Raw genomic sequence first — 14,875 nt, 5'->3', positions numbered from 1 at the left:
CCGGTCGGTGGCGCCACCGCTCGTACGGCCTCCGCAGGGGCCACCATGTGGTGCATTCGCCGGACCGCCCGGCCTGACCGCCAGACCCCAGGAGGAGAGCCTCGATGATGCGTGCGACCTGGAACGGGAGCCAGGAGCCGAAGCGGTGAACGATCCGTACGACCTGGTCGTGATCGGCGCCGGCAGCGCCGGGTACGCGGTGCTCATCGCCGAGAAACCGAGAGAGGTGTCGGCCCCGTGACCGGCGACGGCATCGTGTTCTACTGGCGGCCCGGCTGCCCGTACTGCACCTGGCTGCGGCGCGGCCTGCGGGCGAAGCGACTGCCGTTCGGCGAGACCGACATCTGGTCGGCTCCGGAGGCGGCCGCGTTCGTCCGCTCGGTCGCGGGCGGCAACGAGACCGTTCCGACCGTGACCGTCAACGGGCATGCGATGGTCAACCCCAGCGTCACCGAGGTGCTGGCCGCGGTGGCCGAGCACGCCCCCGGGCTGCTGCCCACCGAGCGGCCCACGACACCGTGGTGGCACCGTCTGCGACGGGTTCGGCGGGTACGACCGTGAGCCGGGAGTCGGCGGTCCTCACTGCCGATGTGCCGGCGACGACCCGCGCCCCGGGGCGCTTCGGGGGCCCTGCGCGTCAGCACGAACAGGGCTGGCAAGCTGTGCTGGTCGGGCGCTGCTGGGCGCCCCTCGGCGAGGGGGTACTGATGGTGGGTGGAGCGGCGGTTCGGCGTGTGCCTCCTCTGGATCCGCAGGTGGGGGCGGCAGTGGCGGCCGCCGGCGAGCGGGCACGGGAGGTGCTCACCCCGGAGTGCCTGGCGGCGTGGCAGGAGCGGGACGTCGCCGCCCGGCCCCGTCCGACGGTCGACCGGTTGCGCGACGGTGGCCGGTTCGAGGTGGAGGAGTTGCGCGTGCCGCGGGCCGACGGCGGGGGCGACGTCACGCTCGTCAGCGCGCGGGCCGCCGGGGTCCGCGAGGCGCTGCCGTTGCTGTACTACCTGCACGGCGGCGGGATGGTGACGGGCAACGCGTGGTCGGTCCTGCCCCGGCTGCTGCGCGCGTGGGCGCTGCCGCTGGGGTTGGCGGTCGTGTCCGTCGAGTACCGGCTGGCGCCGCGCACCCGCTTCCCCGGGGCGGTCGAGGACTGCTATGCCGCGCTCGACTGGGTGGTCGAGAACGCGGACGTGCTGGGCGTGGACGCGCGGCGCGTGGTCATCGGCGGCAAGAGCGCCGGTGGCGGGCTCGCCGCGGCCCTGGCGCTGCTGGCCCGTGACCGAGGCGGTCCGGCGCCGGTCGGCCAGCTGCTGCTGAGCCCGATGCTCGACGACCGCGGCGACACCTTCTCCAGCCACCAGATGGCCGGCCACGACACCTGGGACCGCACCTCCAACGCCACCGCGTGGCAGGCCCTGCTCGGCGACCGGTACGGCGCCGCCGACCTCTCCCCCTACGCCGCCCCGGCCCGCGCCACCGACCTGTCCCGGCTGTCTGCGGCGTACGTCGACGTGGGGTCCGCCGAGACGTTCCGGGACGAGGCCGTCGCCTACGCCGACGCGATCTGGCAGGCCGGCGGCGATGCCGAACTGCACGTGTGGCCCGGCGCCTGCCATGGTTTCGACACCCTCGCCCCGCACGCGGTCATCTCCCAGGACGCCCACGACGCCCGCACCCGCTGGCTCCGGCGCATCCTCCAACGTTGACATCCTCCCCCGGCTGAAGCCGGGGGATTCCTCCCGCGCCTGCGGCACGGATGCCCGTGGTTCGCAGGTCGCCGAGGTGGGTTCCCCGTTCACCGGGCCGTGCCTGGCGTGGGATCGCCACGCGAGGTCTTGCCGGCCCTCCAGGGGCGTTTAGCCTGTCCGCCTGCCCGGCGGCCAGGATGTTGCGAGCAGCGTTGAGGTCACGGTCATGCAGGACGCCGCATGCGCCACAGGCCCATTCGCGCACCGTGAGGGGTTTGGGTCCGTCGCGGTGTCCGCAGTCCGAGCAGAGCTGGGAGGACGGGAACGCGCGGTTGACGACGTGGACGGTGCGCCCGTACCGGGCCGCTTTCTCTTCGAGGAGTCGCCGGAAGGTGGCCCATCCGGCTCGTGGACGGACTTGGCCAGGCGGCCTCGGGCGAGGCCGCGCACGTTCAGGTCCTCCAGGTAGACGGCTTGGTTCTCGCCGATCAACTTGGTGGTCTGCTTGTGCAGCCAGTCCATGCGGGTGTCGGCCACCTTGGCGTGCGCCTTGGCGACCTTGATCCGGGCCTTGGCCCGGTTCTTCGATCCCTTGGCCTTGCGGGACAGCTCCCGCTGCGCGGCCTTGAGCTTCCTCTCCGCCTTGCGCAGGAAACGCCGGCGTGCGCTCGGGGGCGCCCACCGTGGACCAGTTGCGGCGGGCGCTGCGCTCCGCACAGTAGCGGGAAGGGTCAGACGGCGCCGGCGGAGCGCAGTGAGCGGCCGAGGTCTCCGACGAGGACGCGCGGGTGTCGTCGCCACCACCACAGCTCGGGTGGCGGGATCCGGTGGTACCAGCCGAGCGCCAGGCCGTCGTCGTCGACGGTGGCGGCTCGGAACCGCCGGTCGAGCTCCTTGATCCTGGCCGTCCAGATCAGCACGGTCCGGTCGTCGAGCAGCAGCCACGCCTCGTGCAGCCAGTTCCGGCTGTAGAGGTCGTTGGCGTACTCCTCGGCCGTGTCCTCGTAGCCGCGCTCGACCGTACCGATCAGCCGGGCCCAGTTCTCCACCATCTCCTCGACGGTGAACGCCTTGCGCCAGCCGTGTCGGTGCAGCCGTTCGCCGACCGCCGCCTCGTTCCCGGAGCTCATCACCGTGAGGCTCTCACGCACCCGCGCGCCGGGCCAAGGGGCGGTTAACCCGTGGTCCCCGCGTCGGCTGTCCCGTAGCGTGCGTGGGTCGTGCTGACGGAGAGGCGGTTCGGGACGTGGTACCGGGGGTTGTGACGCGGGAGCGGTTGGCGGGGGCGGCGCGGGCGGCGCTGGGTGGCGGCCGGCGGTTGGCGGCGGTCGAGCGGGTGACCGGTGGCAGTAAGAAGGGCGTGTACCGCCTGGTGATGGACGATGCGACGACCGCGGTCGCCTATCTGTGGGACGACGCGGAGAACCACTGGCCGGCGGCCGAGGGGGACGAGGATCTCGCCGACCCGTTCTCGCCCGGTCTCTGGCTCGACCTGTTCGAGGCGGCACATGCGCGGCTGGCCGCGCTCGGTGTCCGGGTCCCGGCGATCCGGATGGTCGACCGCGACGGGGCGTACGGTCCGGCCGATCTGGCGGTCGTCGAGGACGTACGGGGCGAGAGCCTGGAGCAACTGCTCAGCCGCGACCCGCAGGCCGCCGCGCCGGTGGTGGCCCGGCTCGGGGAAGCGTTGGAGGCGATGCGGGGTCACCGCGCGCCCACCTACGGCAAGGTGGCCGTGGTCGACGACGGCGGGGCCTCGCACGGGACGTTCTGCGAGGGGGTCGTCCTGGACCGTGCCCTGCGGGACCTCGCCGAGGCGGCGTCGCGTGATCCGCGGATCGCGGCAGCCCGCGAGCGGCTGGAGGACCGGCTGCTCGCCCTGGCGGCGACGGTGCGGCCGCGCGCGGAGTACGGCGTCGTGCACGGCGAACTGGGGCCCGACCACGTCCGGATGGACGCCCACGGGAGCCCGGTGGTGATCGACATCGAGGGCGCGATGTACTTCGACGTCGAGTGGGAGCACGTCTTCCTGCGGATCCGCCTGCACGACGCCTACCGGCCGCTGCGGGTGGACGGTCTGGACGAGGACCGGCTCGCTCTCTACACCCTGGCCCAGCGGCTCTCCCTCACGGCGGGTCCGTTGCGGCTGCTCGACGGGGACTTCCCGGACCGGGCCGCCATGGCGGGCATCGCCGAGTACAACCTTCGCCGGGCACTGGATCTGGCCCGTGGATGAACGGGTCAAGGGGGCCGGTACCTGGGCGTTGATCCTGTGTTGATCGGGAGGTGGGAGCGTACGCCTGCCGCCGAAACCCGGCGGGCAACTCGGTAGAGAGGCGCACTCGGATGATCAAGCACCGCAGCAGCTCCCGTATCGCAGCCCGGCTCGCCTCCGTGGCGGTGGCCGTCGGGCTGGTCGTCCTGCCGCAGGTCGGCGCCTCCGCGCAGGCCCAGACGGCGGCCCGGGCGCAGACGCACGCGCACCAGATCACCGCGGACGGCACCGGTTCGGGTGGCGGCACCGGTTCGGGTGGCGGCAGCCGGATCGACGAGTGGAACGGCACCGGCGCCTGGTGCGTGTCCTGCCGGAAGCCGAAGTAGCAGCAGCGACGATCACGCCTCGGCGGGCAGCGCCACCAGCTCGCCGAGGAGGGTGGCGACGTCGGCGGCGTCCGGGAGGCCGAGGCGTTCGAAGATGGCGTGCGCCTCGTGCAGCCGGGCCCGGGAGTCGCCGGGGCGACCGAGTTCAGCGAGGGAGCGACCGAGGACGACCAGTGCGTACCCCTGGTCGCGCTGGGCGCCGGTCTCCACGGTGATCGCCAGGGCCGTCTCGGCCTCCGCCGCGGCCTGTTCCGGCTGGGACAGGGCCAGCAGGGCCTCCGCGAGGCGCACGCCCGCCAGGGCCTCCCGGTCGCGGCGCCCGGCGGTGGCGGCGAGGGCTCGGCATTCGCGGCAGCGGACGGCGGCCTCCTGGTAGCGGCCCAGGCCGTACAGGGCAAGGCCCAGCACGTAGAGCGTGTACGCGGTGTTGGCGGCGTCGCCGAGCGCGCGGACCTCGGGCAGCACCCGCTCGCAGGTCTCGGCCGCCTCCGCCGCCTGGCCGTGCCGCGCCCGGGCCAGCGCGGCGTTGACGGTGCCGGCCACCGCGCCGGAGCGGTGGCCCAGCCGGCGGGCCAGCTCGACCGACTCCTCGAAGCGGCGGATCGCCTCCTCGTTGCGGCGCAGCGCCTGGGCGATCAGGCCGAGGTCGTTGAGCACCTGGCGCAGGATGACGGTGTCCCCGGCCGCCCGGCTGGCCCGCTCCGCGAGTTCGGCTTCCGTACGGGCCTCGTCCAGCCGGGTGGCGGCGAGCCGCAGGCCGCAGAGCAGGAAGCGGGCCCGGCCCTCGGCGAAGCGGTCGCCGGTCGAGGTGGCGGCGCCGACTAGGGCCAGGACCGCCGCCTCCAGCCGGCCGCCGAGTTCGCCGGGGCCGAAGGGGCTGAGCGCGATCAACAGATCGGTGACGGCGCGGAGTTGAGCGGCGGGTCCGGTCTCGCCGGCCAGTCGGCCGGCCAGGGCGATCACGCCGGGGCTCTCCGCCCGGACCCAGGTCCGGGCGGCGGGCAGATCGGCGAGCACCGGCCCGGACGGCCCCGGGGAATCGCCGCCGAGCGCCCCGGCCACCGGGTCGCCGGGCACCGCGAGCTGGAACGCCTTGCGGGCTCCGGCCAGCAGGTGGCCCAGCAGCCGGCTGCGCGCCGCCTCGGATTCGACCCCCTGGGCCCGTGAGGTGCGGCGGGCGAAGCCCCGCAGCAGGTCGTGGTAGCGGTAGCGGCCGGCGGTGAGCGAGTCGAGCATGGCGGCGTCCACCAGGGACTCCAGCAGCTCCTCGACCTCCTCCGGCGCGAGGTCCAGCAAGGCCGCGGCGGCGTCCAGACCGAGGTCGGGCCCCTCGGCCCAGGCGGCCAGCCGGAAGGCGCGGGCCTGTTCCGGCGTCAGTTGGCGGTAGCCGAGTTCGAAGGCCGCGTCGACGGCCAGGTCACCCATCCGCAGTTCGTCGATCCGGCGCTGCTCGTCGGCGAGCCGTTCGCTGAGGCTGGCGATGGTCCAGCGCGGGCGCGCGGCCAGCCGGGCGGCGGTGATGCGGACCGCGAGCGGCAGGTAGCCGCAGGCCGCCGCCAGGTCCAGTGCCGCCTGCGGCTCGGCCGCCAGGCGCTGGGGGCCGATCACCCGCCCGAGCAGGTCGACGGCCTCCTCGGGTGTGAAGACGTCCAGGTCCAGCTGGAGGGCGGTGGGCAGGCTGGTCGGGCGGGTGCGGCTGGTGACCAGGGTTGCGCAGTCGGGCGAGCCGGGCAGCAGCGGCCGGATCTGCGCGGTGTCGCGGGCGTTGTCGAGGACCACCAGCAGACGCCGGCCGTCGGTCAGTGAGCGGAACAGCGCGGTGCGGTCGTCGATGCTGTCGGGTACGGCCTCGGAGCGGGTGCCGAGCGCGGTCAGGAAGCCGGCCAGCACGTCGGCGGGGCCGGCCGGGAGGGCGTCGGCGCCACGCAGGTCGGCGTACAGCTCGCCGTCGGGGAAGGCGCCCCGGGTGCCGTGGGCGGCGTGCACGGCCAGCACCGTCTTGCCGACGCCGCCCATGCCGACCACGGAGACCACGGGCAGCGCGTCCCGGGCGGGGGTGGTGAGGGCGGCCCGGATGGCCTCGACCTGGGCGGCCCGACCGATGAAGTCACCGGGTGCGGGCGGGAGTTGGGCCGGGCGGGGAAGACCGGCGGGCGCCGCCTCCGCCACGGACTGCTCGGCCGACACGGGCGGGTCGTCCACCGTCTGGGCCTCGTCCGCGGACTCCTCCCCGTTCAGGATCCGCCGGTGCAGCTCGGTCAGCTCCGGCCCCGGCTCCACGCCGAGCTGCTCCACCAGCACCTCGCGCACCCGCCGGAAGGCCGCCAGCGCGTCCGCCTGCCGCCCGCTGCGGCACAGCGCCCGCATCAGCAGGCCGTGCGGCCGCTCGCGCAGCGGGTGCTCGGTGGTGAGCGCGGTCAGCTCGGGCACGCAGCGCGCGGCCCGGCCGAGCGCCAGGTCGAGCGCGATCCGTTCCTCCAGCAGCGCGAGCCGTAGCTCCCCGAGCCGCTCGCGCTGGCGTTGCGCGTACGGGCCGGGGATCCCGGCCAGCGGTTCTCCCTGCCACAACTCCAGTGCCTCGTTGAGCAGTTGACGGGCCTGCGCGGCGCGTCCGGCGGCGGTCTCGGCCTCCGCGCGGGCGGCCAGCCGCTCGGCCCGCTGCGCGTCCACCGCGTCCGGGGGCAGCATCAGCCGGTAGCCGTCGCCGAGCGAGACCAGGACGGCGGGTGTGCCGTGGCCGGGTTCCAGCAGTTTGCGCAGTCGCCAGGCGTAGGTGCGAACGGTGGTGGTCGCGGCCTGCGGCGGTTCCTCGCCCCAGAGCGCCTCGATCAGGTCGGCGGCACTGGCGGCCCCGCCCGGGCGCAGTAGCAGGACGGCGAGCATCGCCTGCTGCTGCGGGCTGCCGAGCCGCAGCACCGTACCGTCGCGCCGGCCGCGCATCGGCCCCAACACCGAGAACCCGAGCTCCGTCTGGCCTTCGCCCACGCTGTTTCCCCCCAGCTCGGCCGCGGGTCGCGGCCGTCGATCGTCGTTGGTTGTCGCACAGGTTAGGCAGAGGACGGGCGCTGTGCCGAGCCCCCGGCGATCTTCGGCGTCGGCGCGTTGATCGGGCGTCGATCGGGGTCGTGGCGGCGTTGACCTTCGGTCGATCTTGTGTTGATCGGCCCTGCCTAATGTTTCTGATGTCGGAAGGGCCACGAAGCCTACGGAACACCGGTCAGGCACCGCGCCGGCCCTTCTGACGGAAACTCACTGGATCCCACGAAAGGTGGTTCGCCATGAACGACATCCTGGAGCTCGACGTCCTGGAGATCAGCGCCCCCGCGCAGGAGGAGACCGAGGCGCAGAACGCGGCCGCCAGCGGTTCCTGGCCGTTCTCCTGCAACTCGACCCGCAACTCGCGCTGCTGCGACTGACCCCGCTCCCGGTGCGGCGGCCGATCCCCTGGGCCGCCGCACCGGGCTTTCCCCGCTTCCCCTTCCCTTCTTCCCGTTCCCCTTTCGAGCCCTTTGGTAGGAGATCCCGCCATGTCGGACACGCCGACCTTCGCCTGCGGCGAGGTCGCCCTGCTGCGGGCCGCCGTCCGGCCGGCCCGTGCCCTGCCCGAGGCCCCGGCCTCACCCGGATCCGACCTGCGGCAGCTGCAGGCCGCCCTCGCCGACCCCCTGCTGCGTGAGGCCGTCGCCGTGTCCAGCCCCTCGCTCAGCCGGGTACTCGACCTGGTCGAGGCCGGTCTGCCGGTCAAGCCCAGGCAGGTGCGCAAGGCGGCCCGCGCGGTCACCCGGTACCGGCTGCGGATGTGCGACCGGGCCACCCCGTTCGGCCTGATGGCCGGGGTCGCCACCGCCCGCTTCGCCGAGCAGCCCGCCGTGCGCTGGGGCGGGCGGCCGCGCAAGGCGGCCCGCCCCGACCAGGAGTGGCTGACCGGGCTGGTCGCTGCGCTGGAGCGCGAGCTGCCGGTGCTGCGCGGGCTGCGGGTGACCGCCAACGACCTGTGCCGGCTGCGCGGCGACCGGCTGGTGCTGCCGTACCTCCCGGTGCCCGGCATCGAGCAGCACACGGCCGGGCGGGAGCTGTCGATCCGCCACACGGCCGCGATCCGCACCGTGCTGGACCGTGCCGCCGAGCCGCTGCCCTGGACCGAGCTGCACCGGGCGGTCGCCGCCGCGCATCCGCAGGTGGACGGCGCGGCCGTGGACTGGCTGCTCGGCGAGCTGGTGCGCACCCAGATCCTGCTGACCGACCTGCTGCCGCCGCTGGAGGAGCCGGACCCGATCGGGCACCTGCTGACCCGGCTTCCCCTTCCGGCCGCCAATGAACTGCACGCCGTGCAAGCCGATTTGGCGGCCTATGAGCGCACCGCGCCCGGCGAGGGCCTGCCCCGCTGGCGGGCGCTGACCGAGCGGATGCGTCGCCTGTACCCGGCCGAGCGGCTGGTGCAGGTGGACCTCGGCCTCGACGTCGAGGTGCGGCTGCCGACCGCCGTCCGCACCGAGGTCGAGCGGGCCGCGCACGTGCTGTGGGCGGTCTCGGCGGGCCGTCCGGGGCCGGCGCATCTGCGCCAGTACCACGAGGACTTCGTGGAGCGGTACGGGCTGGGCCGCGCCGTGCCGCTGCTCGAACTGCTCGACCCCGAGCGCGGCCTGGGCGCGCCCGCGGGCTACCAGCTGCCCCGCAGCACCCGCGCGCTGCGGCCCGGCGAGCCGGCCGACGCGCGTGACGAGCTGCTGCTGGCGCTCGCCCAGCGCGCCGCCGTGAGCGGGGAGCGCGAACTGCTGCTGGACGACGAGCTGCTGGCCCGACTCAGCGGCGCCGGCACCACCCCTCCCCCGTCACTGGACCTGCTGGTCGAGCTGCGGGCCGCCTCGCCCGAGGCGCTCGCGGACGGCGACTTCACCCTGGTGGTGAGCGGGACCGGCGCCACCGCCGGGGCGACGGCGGGCCGCTTCGCACCGCTGCTGGGCGAGGCCGGACGCCCGCTGACCGACACCATCCGCACCCTGCCCACCGACAACCCGGAGGCCGTCCGCGCCCAACTCGCCTTCCGTACGCCCCGCGCGCACACCGGCAATGTGGCCCGGGTACCACGGGTCCTGCCGTACCGCGTCACGCTCGGCCAGTTCGCCGACCGCGCGGACCAGGGCACCCTCGGCCCGGCCGACCTCGCGGTGGTCGCCGACCAGGACCGGCTGGCGGTGGTCTCCCGCCGGCTCGGCCGGGAGGTGGTCGCGACCGTGCCGCACATGCTGGCCACCGATGCGCACGCGCCCAACGCCGCCCGGCTGCTGGACGGGCTCGCCCACGGCACCTCGGCCGTCTGGCCGCGCTGGCGCTGGGGCGCCGCCGAGCCGCTGCCGTTCCTGCCCCGGGTCCGCTACGGGCGCACCGTGCTCAGCCCGGCCCGCTGGCGGCCCGAGGAGCCGGGGCTGCGCGACGCCGACCTGCCGTACGAGCAGTGGTCGGCGCTGCTGGAGCGGTGGTGCAGCCGCTGGCGGGTGCCGCGCACGGTGCAGAGCGTGAGCGACGACCAGCGGATCACCCTCGACCTGGCGGACAACCGCCACCGGGAGCTGCTGCGCCACGAGTGGACCGGCAGCGGTGGCGGGTACCTCCAGGAGCTGCCCGAGCAGCCAGCCGGCTGGTTGGGCGAGGGCGGCCGCACCAACGAGCTGGTCTTCTCCCTGGTCCGCCGCTCCCCCGGCACGACCCGCACCCCGGCTGTCGCCCCGCCCCGGCGGCGGACCGTCCACGGCCCCGGCTCGCCCTGGCTGTACGCCAAGCTGCACTGCTCCACGGCCCGGCAGGACGAGCTGCTCAGCCGGGAACTGCCCGCGTTGTCGGAGCGGCTTCCCGCGACGGTCGACCGCTGGTTCTTCATCCGCTACCTCGGCCCGCAACCGCACCTGCGGCTGCGCTTCCACGGCGACCCGACCGCCCTCTGCGCCGAGCTGCTGCCGGCCCTCGGCGCCTGGGCCGAGCGCCTGGCCGCCGACGGGCTCGCCGACCGGCTGGTCCTGGACGGCTACGAACCGGAGCTGGAGCGCTACGGCGGTCCGGCGGCGATGGCCGCCGCCGAGCGGGTGTTCGCGGCCGACAGCCGTTCCTGCCTGGCGCAGCTGCGTCTGCTCCGCGAACGCCGCCTGGACATCGACCCTTTGACGCTCGTCGCCGCCAACTACGTCGACCTGGCACACCACTTCGGCGACCTCGGTCTGCTCACCCGGCTCTACCGCGCCACCGAGCGGCACGAACTTCCGCTGCCCGTACGGGAACAGGCCAAGGCGCTGATCGATCCCAGCGGCCACTGGACCGAACTCGGCCGTCTGCCCGGCGGCAGCGAACTGCTCGCCTCCTGGGACGAGCGGGCCGCCGCCCTGGCTGCCTACCGCGCGCGGCTGGACGAGCGGTGGAGCAGCACCGACACGGCGCTCGGCGCGCTGCTGCACATGCACCACAACCGGCTGATCGGGGTGGACCGCACCGGCGAGGAGCGCTCGCTCGCCCTGGCACGGCGCACGGTGCGGGCGTACCGGGGCCGGGTGGCGGCGCTCGGCGCGGTCGGGGCCGTCGCATGAACGGCACGCCCGGTCCGAGCGACCGCGTCGACACCATCACGCCGCTGCGCGAACGCGCCGCCGCGGCCGTCGCCACCGCCGCCGAACGCCTCGCCGACCCCGACCGGGTGGCCGCCGAGCTCGCCGCATCCGGCCGCGCCTGGGACCCGAACGGGCTGGCGGGCGGCGCCCCCGGCATCGCCCTGCTGTACGCCGAACTCGCCCGACACGACGACACGTTTCGCGCCCAGGCCCACAACTGGCTCACCCTGGCGGCCCGTTCGGCCCGGACCGCAGCCCCCGGCAACGGGCTGTACGACGCCGTGCCCGCCCTTTGCTTCGCGCTGCCCCGGGCCGCCGCGACCGCGCAGGACTACCGCGCGGCCCGTACCCACCTGCGCGGCCAGACCGCCGTCCTCGCCGACCGCCTAACGCGGCGCGAGCGGCAGCGGATCACCGACGGCGCCGGCCACACCGCCCTGGAGTCCTACGACCTGATCTCGGGCCTGGCCGGGCTCGGCGCCGTCCTGCTCGACGACGACCGCCCCACAACGGAGCGGGTCCTACGGGCGCTGGTGCTGCTCACCGAGCCGCTGGCCGGGCTGCCCGGCTGGTGGGTCGCCCAGGACGTGCACAGCTACGCCGCCGTCGCGCCCGAGCTTGGCCACGCCAACCTCGGCCTGGCGCACGGCGCCCCCGGCCCGCTCGCGTTGCTCGCGCTGGCCCGGCGGCAGGGGCTGCGGGTGCCCGGCCAGGACGCCGCGATCACCCGGCTGGCGCAGTGGCTGCTCGGCGAGCTCCGTACGGACGCGGCCGGGCCCTGGTGGCCGGCCTCCGTCGAGTCCGCCTCCGTCGTTCCGGCGCCCGGCCAGGACGCGCCCGGGCGGCCGTCCTGGTGCTACGGGTCGCCGGGCATCGCCCGGTCGTTGCAGCTGGCCGGGCTGGCGCTCGACGTGCCGCAGTGGCGCCGAACGGCCGAGGAGGCGCTGCTCGCGGCCGTGGCCCGCGTCTCGGACCACGACGGCCTCACGGATGCCGGGCTCTGCCACGGCTGGAGCGGGCCGCTGCAGTGCGCCTGGCGGATCGCGCAGGACAGCGGCGACGCACGGGTGGCGCGGCAGCTGCCCGCCCTGGCCGAGCACCTGCTCCAACTCGCCGACCCCGCAGCGCCCTTCGGCTTCGAGGCACCCCGGACCCGGAACGGCTGGACCGACGACCCGGCCGGCTTCCTCACCGGCGCTGCGGGCGCCGCTCTCGCCCTGCACACCTTCGCCGTCGACCGCGCGCCCGCCACCACCTGGGACCGGGCGCTCCTGCTGGCCTGACCCGCGCCGCCGGCTCCCTTCCCCAGGGCCCCCGATCCGAAAGGCACCGCTATGCCCCCCGCGCCCTCACCCCCCGCCTGGCGCCTGCTCGCCCGCCAACTGCGGCCACAGCGCGGGCGCCTGGCGGCGGCCGGCACGCTCAGCCTGCTCGGCGGCCTGGTCGGCCTGGTCCAGCCCGCGGCGGCGCGATCCGCCCTGGACTCGCTCACCGACCACCGCCCGGCCACCGCGCCCGCCCTGATGCTCGCCGGGGTGATGCTGGCCGGCGTGCTGCTCAACGCCCTCGGCTCGTACCAGCTCCAGCTCATCGCCGAGACCGTGGTGCGGCGCTCGCGCGGCACGCTCGCCGCCCGGCTGCTGCGGCTGCCGGTGCCCGAGTTCGACCGGCTGCGCCCCGGCGACCTGATCTCCCGGGTCACCTCCGACACCACGCTGTTGCGCGCCGCCACCGCGCAGGCCCTGGTCGGCTCGGCGACCTCGCTGCTGCTGACGCTCGGCGCGCTGGTCGCGATGCTGCTGCTCGACCCGGTGCTGTGCGGCGTGACGGTGGGCGTGCTGCTGCTGATGGCCCTGCTCTCCGGCAGCCTGCTCCCCCGGGTGATGCGCGCGGCCAAGCAGGCGCAGACGGTGGTCGGCGAGCTGGGCGCGCTGCTGGACCGGGCGTTGGGCGCCTTCCGCACGGTCAAGGCGAACGGGCTGGAGCCGCAGCTCACCGCCCAGGCCGCCGGCGCCGCCGAGCGGGCCTGGACGAGCGGAAGCCGGGCGGCCGCCTGGGAGACGGTCACCGAGGCGGCCTCCGCGCTGGCCGTCCAGGTGGCCTTCCTGGCGGTGCTGGGCCTGGGGGCCGCCCGGGTGGGTGACGGCCGGCTCGGCGTGACCAGCCTGATCAGCTTCCTGCTCTACCTCGTCTACCTCGGCCCGCTGCTCTCCCAACTGGTCGCCGGCACCGGCCTGTTGCAGCGCGGTCTGGCGGCGGTCGAGCGGATCGCCGAGGTCGAGCAGCTGCCCGTCGAACCGCTCACCCCGGCCTGCGAGGCCCCTGCCGGGCAGGCCCCTGCCACCCACACCCCTGCCGGGCAAACCCCACCGCGCACCCCCGCCCGTGTCGCCTTCCGCGGCGTAGCCTTCCGCTACCCCGGCCGCGACCACCCCGTCCTCGACCGCCTCACCCTCGACCTGCCCGCCGGCGGCCTGACCGCCCTGGTCGGCCCCTCCGGCGCCGGGAAGAGCACCCTGTTCGCCCTGCTCGAACGCTTCTACGAGCCCAGCGCCGGCGCCATCACCCTGGACGGCCGCGACCTGCGCGACTGGCCGCTGACCGCGCTGCGCGCCGCCATCGGCTACGTCGAACAGGACACCCCCGTACTGGCCGGCACCCTGCGCGAGAACCTCAGCCTCGGCGCGCCGGGCACCGTCAGCGAGACCGAGCTGCGCCGTATCCTGGACCTGACCCGGCTCGACCACCTGGTCGCCACCCTGCCCGACGGCCTGGACAGCCAGCTCGGCGAACGCGGCCGCGCCCTCTCCGGCGGCCAGCGCCAACGGGTGGCGATCGCCCGCGCCCTGCTGCGCCGCCCCCGGCTGCTCCTGCTCGACGAGCCCAGCTCCCAGCTCGACGCCGCCAACGAGCAGGCCCTGCGCGAGGCCGTCGCCCAGGTCGCCCGCACCACCACCGTCCTGGTGATCGCCCACCGACTGGCCACCGCGGCCGACGCGGACCGGATCGTCGTCCTCGACGCCGGCCGCATCCGCGCCGTCGGCACCCACACCGACCTGCTCGCCCAGGACCGCCTGTACGCGGCCCTCGCCCGCACCCAGCTACTGGCCACCTGACGGCGATCACCCGTCTGCGATCATCTCCGCATGTTCGATGAACCGGACCCGATGTCCGCCCTGTGGCCGATCGCGCCGTCCAGCACCACCGACTGGCTGCGGGAGCTGTGCGACGACGACGGCCTGACCGGCTTCATGCCGCCCCCGATGCCCGACGCGGCCTGGGTGCTCAACGCCATGTACGAGCACGGGCGGGGCCCGGCCGAGGTGACGCACCACGAGCACCACCGGGCCCTGCTCGCGGCCGGGAGCATCGAACCCCACACCGTCCCGGGCCTCGACCTCGAAGCCGTCAGCGTCGTCACCGGAAGCGGCGTCGGGCGCGCCGAGCACCCCGGCCGCGGCTGGCGGCGCCTGCGCTGGGCCGAACTGGCCCGCCGCACCGGTGATCCCGTCGTGCCCGAGGGGGTGTACCCCGGCTTCCGGTGTTTCCCCTCCGCCCAGAAGGACAGCAGCTGGCCCCTGCGCATCCTCCCGCCCGCCGAGGGAAGCCTCGACCGCGAGACCTGGAACCGGCTGGTCCACGTCCTCACCGACCACAGCCCGGCCGGCCCGGACACCCGCTGCCTGGCCTACTACAACCCCCTCACCCTCGGCGCCGTCGAGTTCGAGAACCTCCACGTCCGCAGCGGCCTGCTCCGCGACGCCGAGGCCCTCTACGACACCACCGACACCGACTTCAGCCCCGCCAACCTCTGGGCCGAGGACCACTCCTGGGTCCTGTGCACCGACTACGACCTGTGGGCCACCAAGGTCGCCGGGCCCCCGGCCCTCATCGAGGCCCTCCTCACCGACCCCGAGCTGGAGGTCCTCCGCCTGCCCTGGGCGGCCTGACGGCCGGTCCGAAAACCGGTTGCCCCGGTGCCGGGGGGTCGTGCCA

Annotated in this window: 12 protein-coding genes and 1 pseudogene; 9 read left to right on the top strand and 4 right to left on the bottom strand. The window is 75.3% G+C overall.

The genetic code is table 11. The annotated features are described in order from the left end of the window. The first annotated feature begins 237 nt into the window (after positions 1–237). Positions 238–561, top strand: coding sequence for a glutaredoxin domain-containing protein (locus tag ACH4E7_RS23070; protein ID WP_396250892.1), 324 nt, complete (start codon positions 238–240; stop codon positions 559–561). Positions 562–707: 146 nt separating this feature from the next. Further along, positions 708–1,700 (top strand): alpha/beta hydrolase, encoded by a 993-nt coding sequence (locus ACH4E7_RS23065; RefSeq protein WP_396250891.1) that lies wholly within the window; start codon positions 708–710, stop codon positions 1,698–1,700. On the opposite strand, the gene ACH4E7_RS23060 is transcribed toward ACH4E7_RS23065, so the two are convergent. The 3 genes and pseudogenes from ACH4E7_RS23060 to ACH4E7_RS23050 form a co-directional block, all read right to left on the bottom strand. Beyond that, on the bottom strand, positions 1,639–2,199 hold the full coding sequence (locus ACH4E7_RS23060; protein WP_396251058.1) for an RNA-guided endonuclease InsQ/TnpB family protein: 561 nt from the start codon (positions 2,197–2,199) through the stop codon (positions 1,639–1,641). The two genes, ACH4E7_RS23065 and ACH4E7_RS23060, sit on opposite strands and share 62 nt — an antisense overlap. Further along, positions 2,175–2,399 (bottom strand): annotated as a pseudogene (locus ACH4E7_RS23055) (transposase); the annotation flags it as partial. The pseudogene ACH4E7_RS23055 and the gene ACH4E7_RS23060, both read right to left, overlap by 25 nt. A gap of 14 nt (positions 2,400–2,413) precedes the next feature. Continuing rightward, positions 2,414–2,812: a hypothetical protein gene (locus tag ACH4E7_RS23050; RefSeq protein ID WP_396250890.1), complete on the bottom strand. Its 399-nt coding sequence runs from the start codon at positions 2,810–2,812 to the stop codon at positions 2,414–2,416. A gap of 131 nt (positions 2,813–2,943) precedes the next feature. Here ACH4E7_RS23050 and ACH4E7_RS23045 point away from each other — a divergent pair, with 131 nt between their 5' ends. Both ACH4E7_RS23045 and ACH4E7_RS23040 read left to right on the top strand, forming a co-directional pair. Continuing rightward, positions 2,944–3,918, top strand: a complete 975-nt coding sequence (locus ACH4E7_RS23045; RefSeq protein WP_396250889.1) for a phosphotransferase family protein — start codon at positions 2,944–2,946, stop codon at positions 3,916–3,918. Between the two features lie 110 nt (positions 3,919–4,028). Beyond that, on the top strand, positions 4,029–4,283 hold the full coding sequence (locus tag ACH4E7_RS23040; RefSeq protein WP_396250888.1) for a hypothetical protein: 255 nt from the start codon (positions 4,029–4,031) through the stop codon (positions 4,281–4,283). Positions 4,284–4,295: 12 nt separating this feature from the next. On the opposite strand, the gene ACH4E7_RS23035 is transcribed toward ACH4E7_RS23040, so the two are convergent. After that, positions 4,296–7,268 carry a BTAD domain-containing putative transcriptional regulator gene (locus ACH4E7_RS23035; protein ID WP_396250887.1) on the bottom strand — a complete coding sequence of 991 codons (2,973 nt, stop codon included), beginning with the start codon at positions 7,266–7,268 and terminating at the stop codon, positions 4,296–4,298. Between the two features lie 293 nt (positions 7,269–7,561). Here ACH4E7_RS23035 and ACH4E7_RS23030 point away from each other — a divergent pair, with 293 nt between their 5' ends. The 5 genes from ACH4E7_RS23030 (at position 7,562) to ACH4E7_RS23010 (ending at position 14,829) form a co-directional block, all read left to right on the top strand. Continuing rightward, entirely contained in the window at positions 7,562–7,699 is a 138-nt protein-coding gene (locus ACH4E7_RS23030; RefSeq protein ID WP_188310224.1) for a hypothetical protein, read from the top strand. A 111-nt stretch (positions 7,700–7,810) separates the two neighbouring features. After that, a complete protein-coding gene (locus ACH4E7_RS23025) occupies positions 7,811–10,858 on the top strand; it encodes a lantibiotic dehydratase (protein ID WP_396250886.1) in 3,048 nt (1,015 codons plus the stop codon). Beyond that, entirely contained in the window at positions 10,855–12,162 is a 1,308-nt protein-coding gene (locus ACH4E7_RS23020) for a lanthionine synthetase C family protein (protein ID WP_396250885.1), read from the top strand. Before ACH4E7_RS23025 ends, ACH4E7_RS23020 begins: the two co-directional genes overlap by 4 nt. 51 nt (positions 12,163–12,213) lie before the next feature. Further along, positions 12,214–13,995, top strand: a complete 1,782-nt coding sequence (locus ACH4E7_RS23015) for an ABC transporter ATP-binding protein (protein WP_396250884.1) — start codon at positions 12,214–12,216, stop codon at positions 13,993–13,995. A gap of 30 nt (positions 13,996–14,025) precedes the next feature. After that, positions 14,026–14,829, top strand: a complete 804-nt coding sequence (locus ACH4E7_RS23010) for a hypothetical protein (protein WP_396250883.1) — start codon at positions 14,026–14,028, stop codon at positions 14,827–14,829. Positions 14,830–14,875: the final 46 nt, after the last annotated feature.

Origin of the sequence: Kitasatospora sp. NPDC018058 (genome assembly GCF_044327205.1) — a bacterium.
Taxonomy (GTDB): Bacteria; Actinomycetota; Actinomycetes; order Streptomycetales; family Streptomycetaceae; genus Kitasatospora.
The sequence above is the reverse complement of the archived record's forward strand: the minus strand, read 5'-3'. Positions and strand labels throughout refer to the sequence as shown.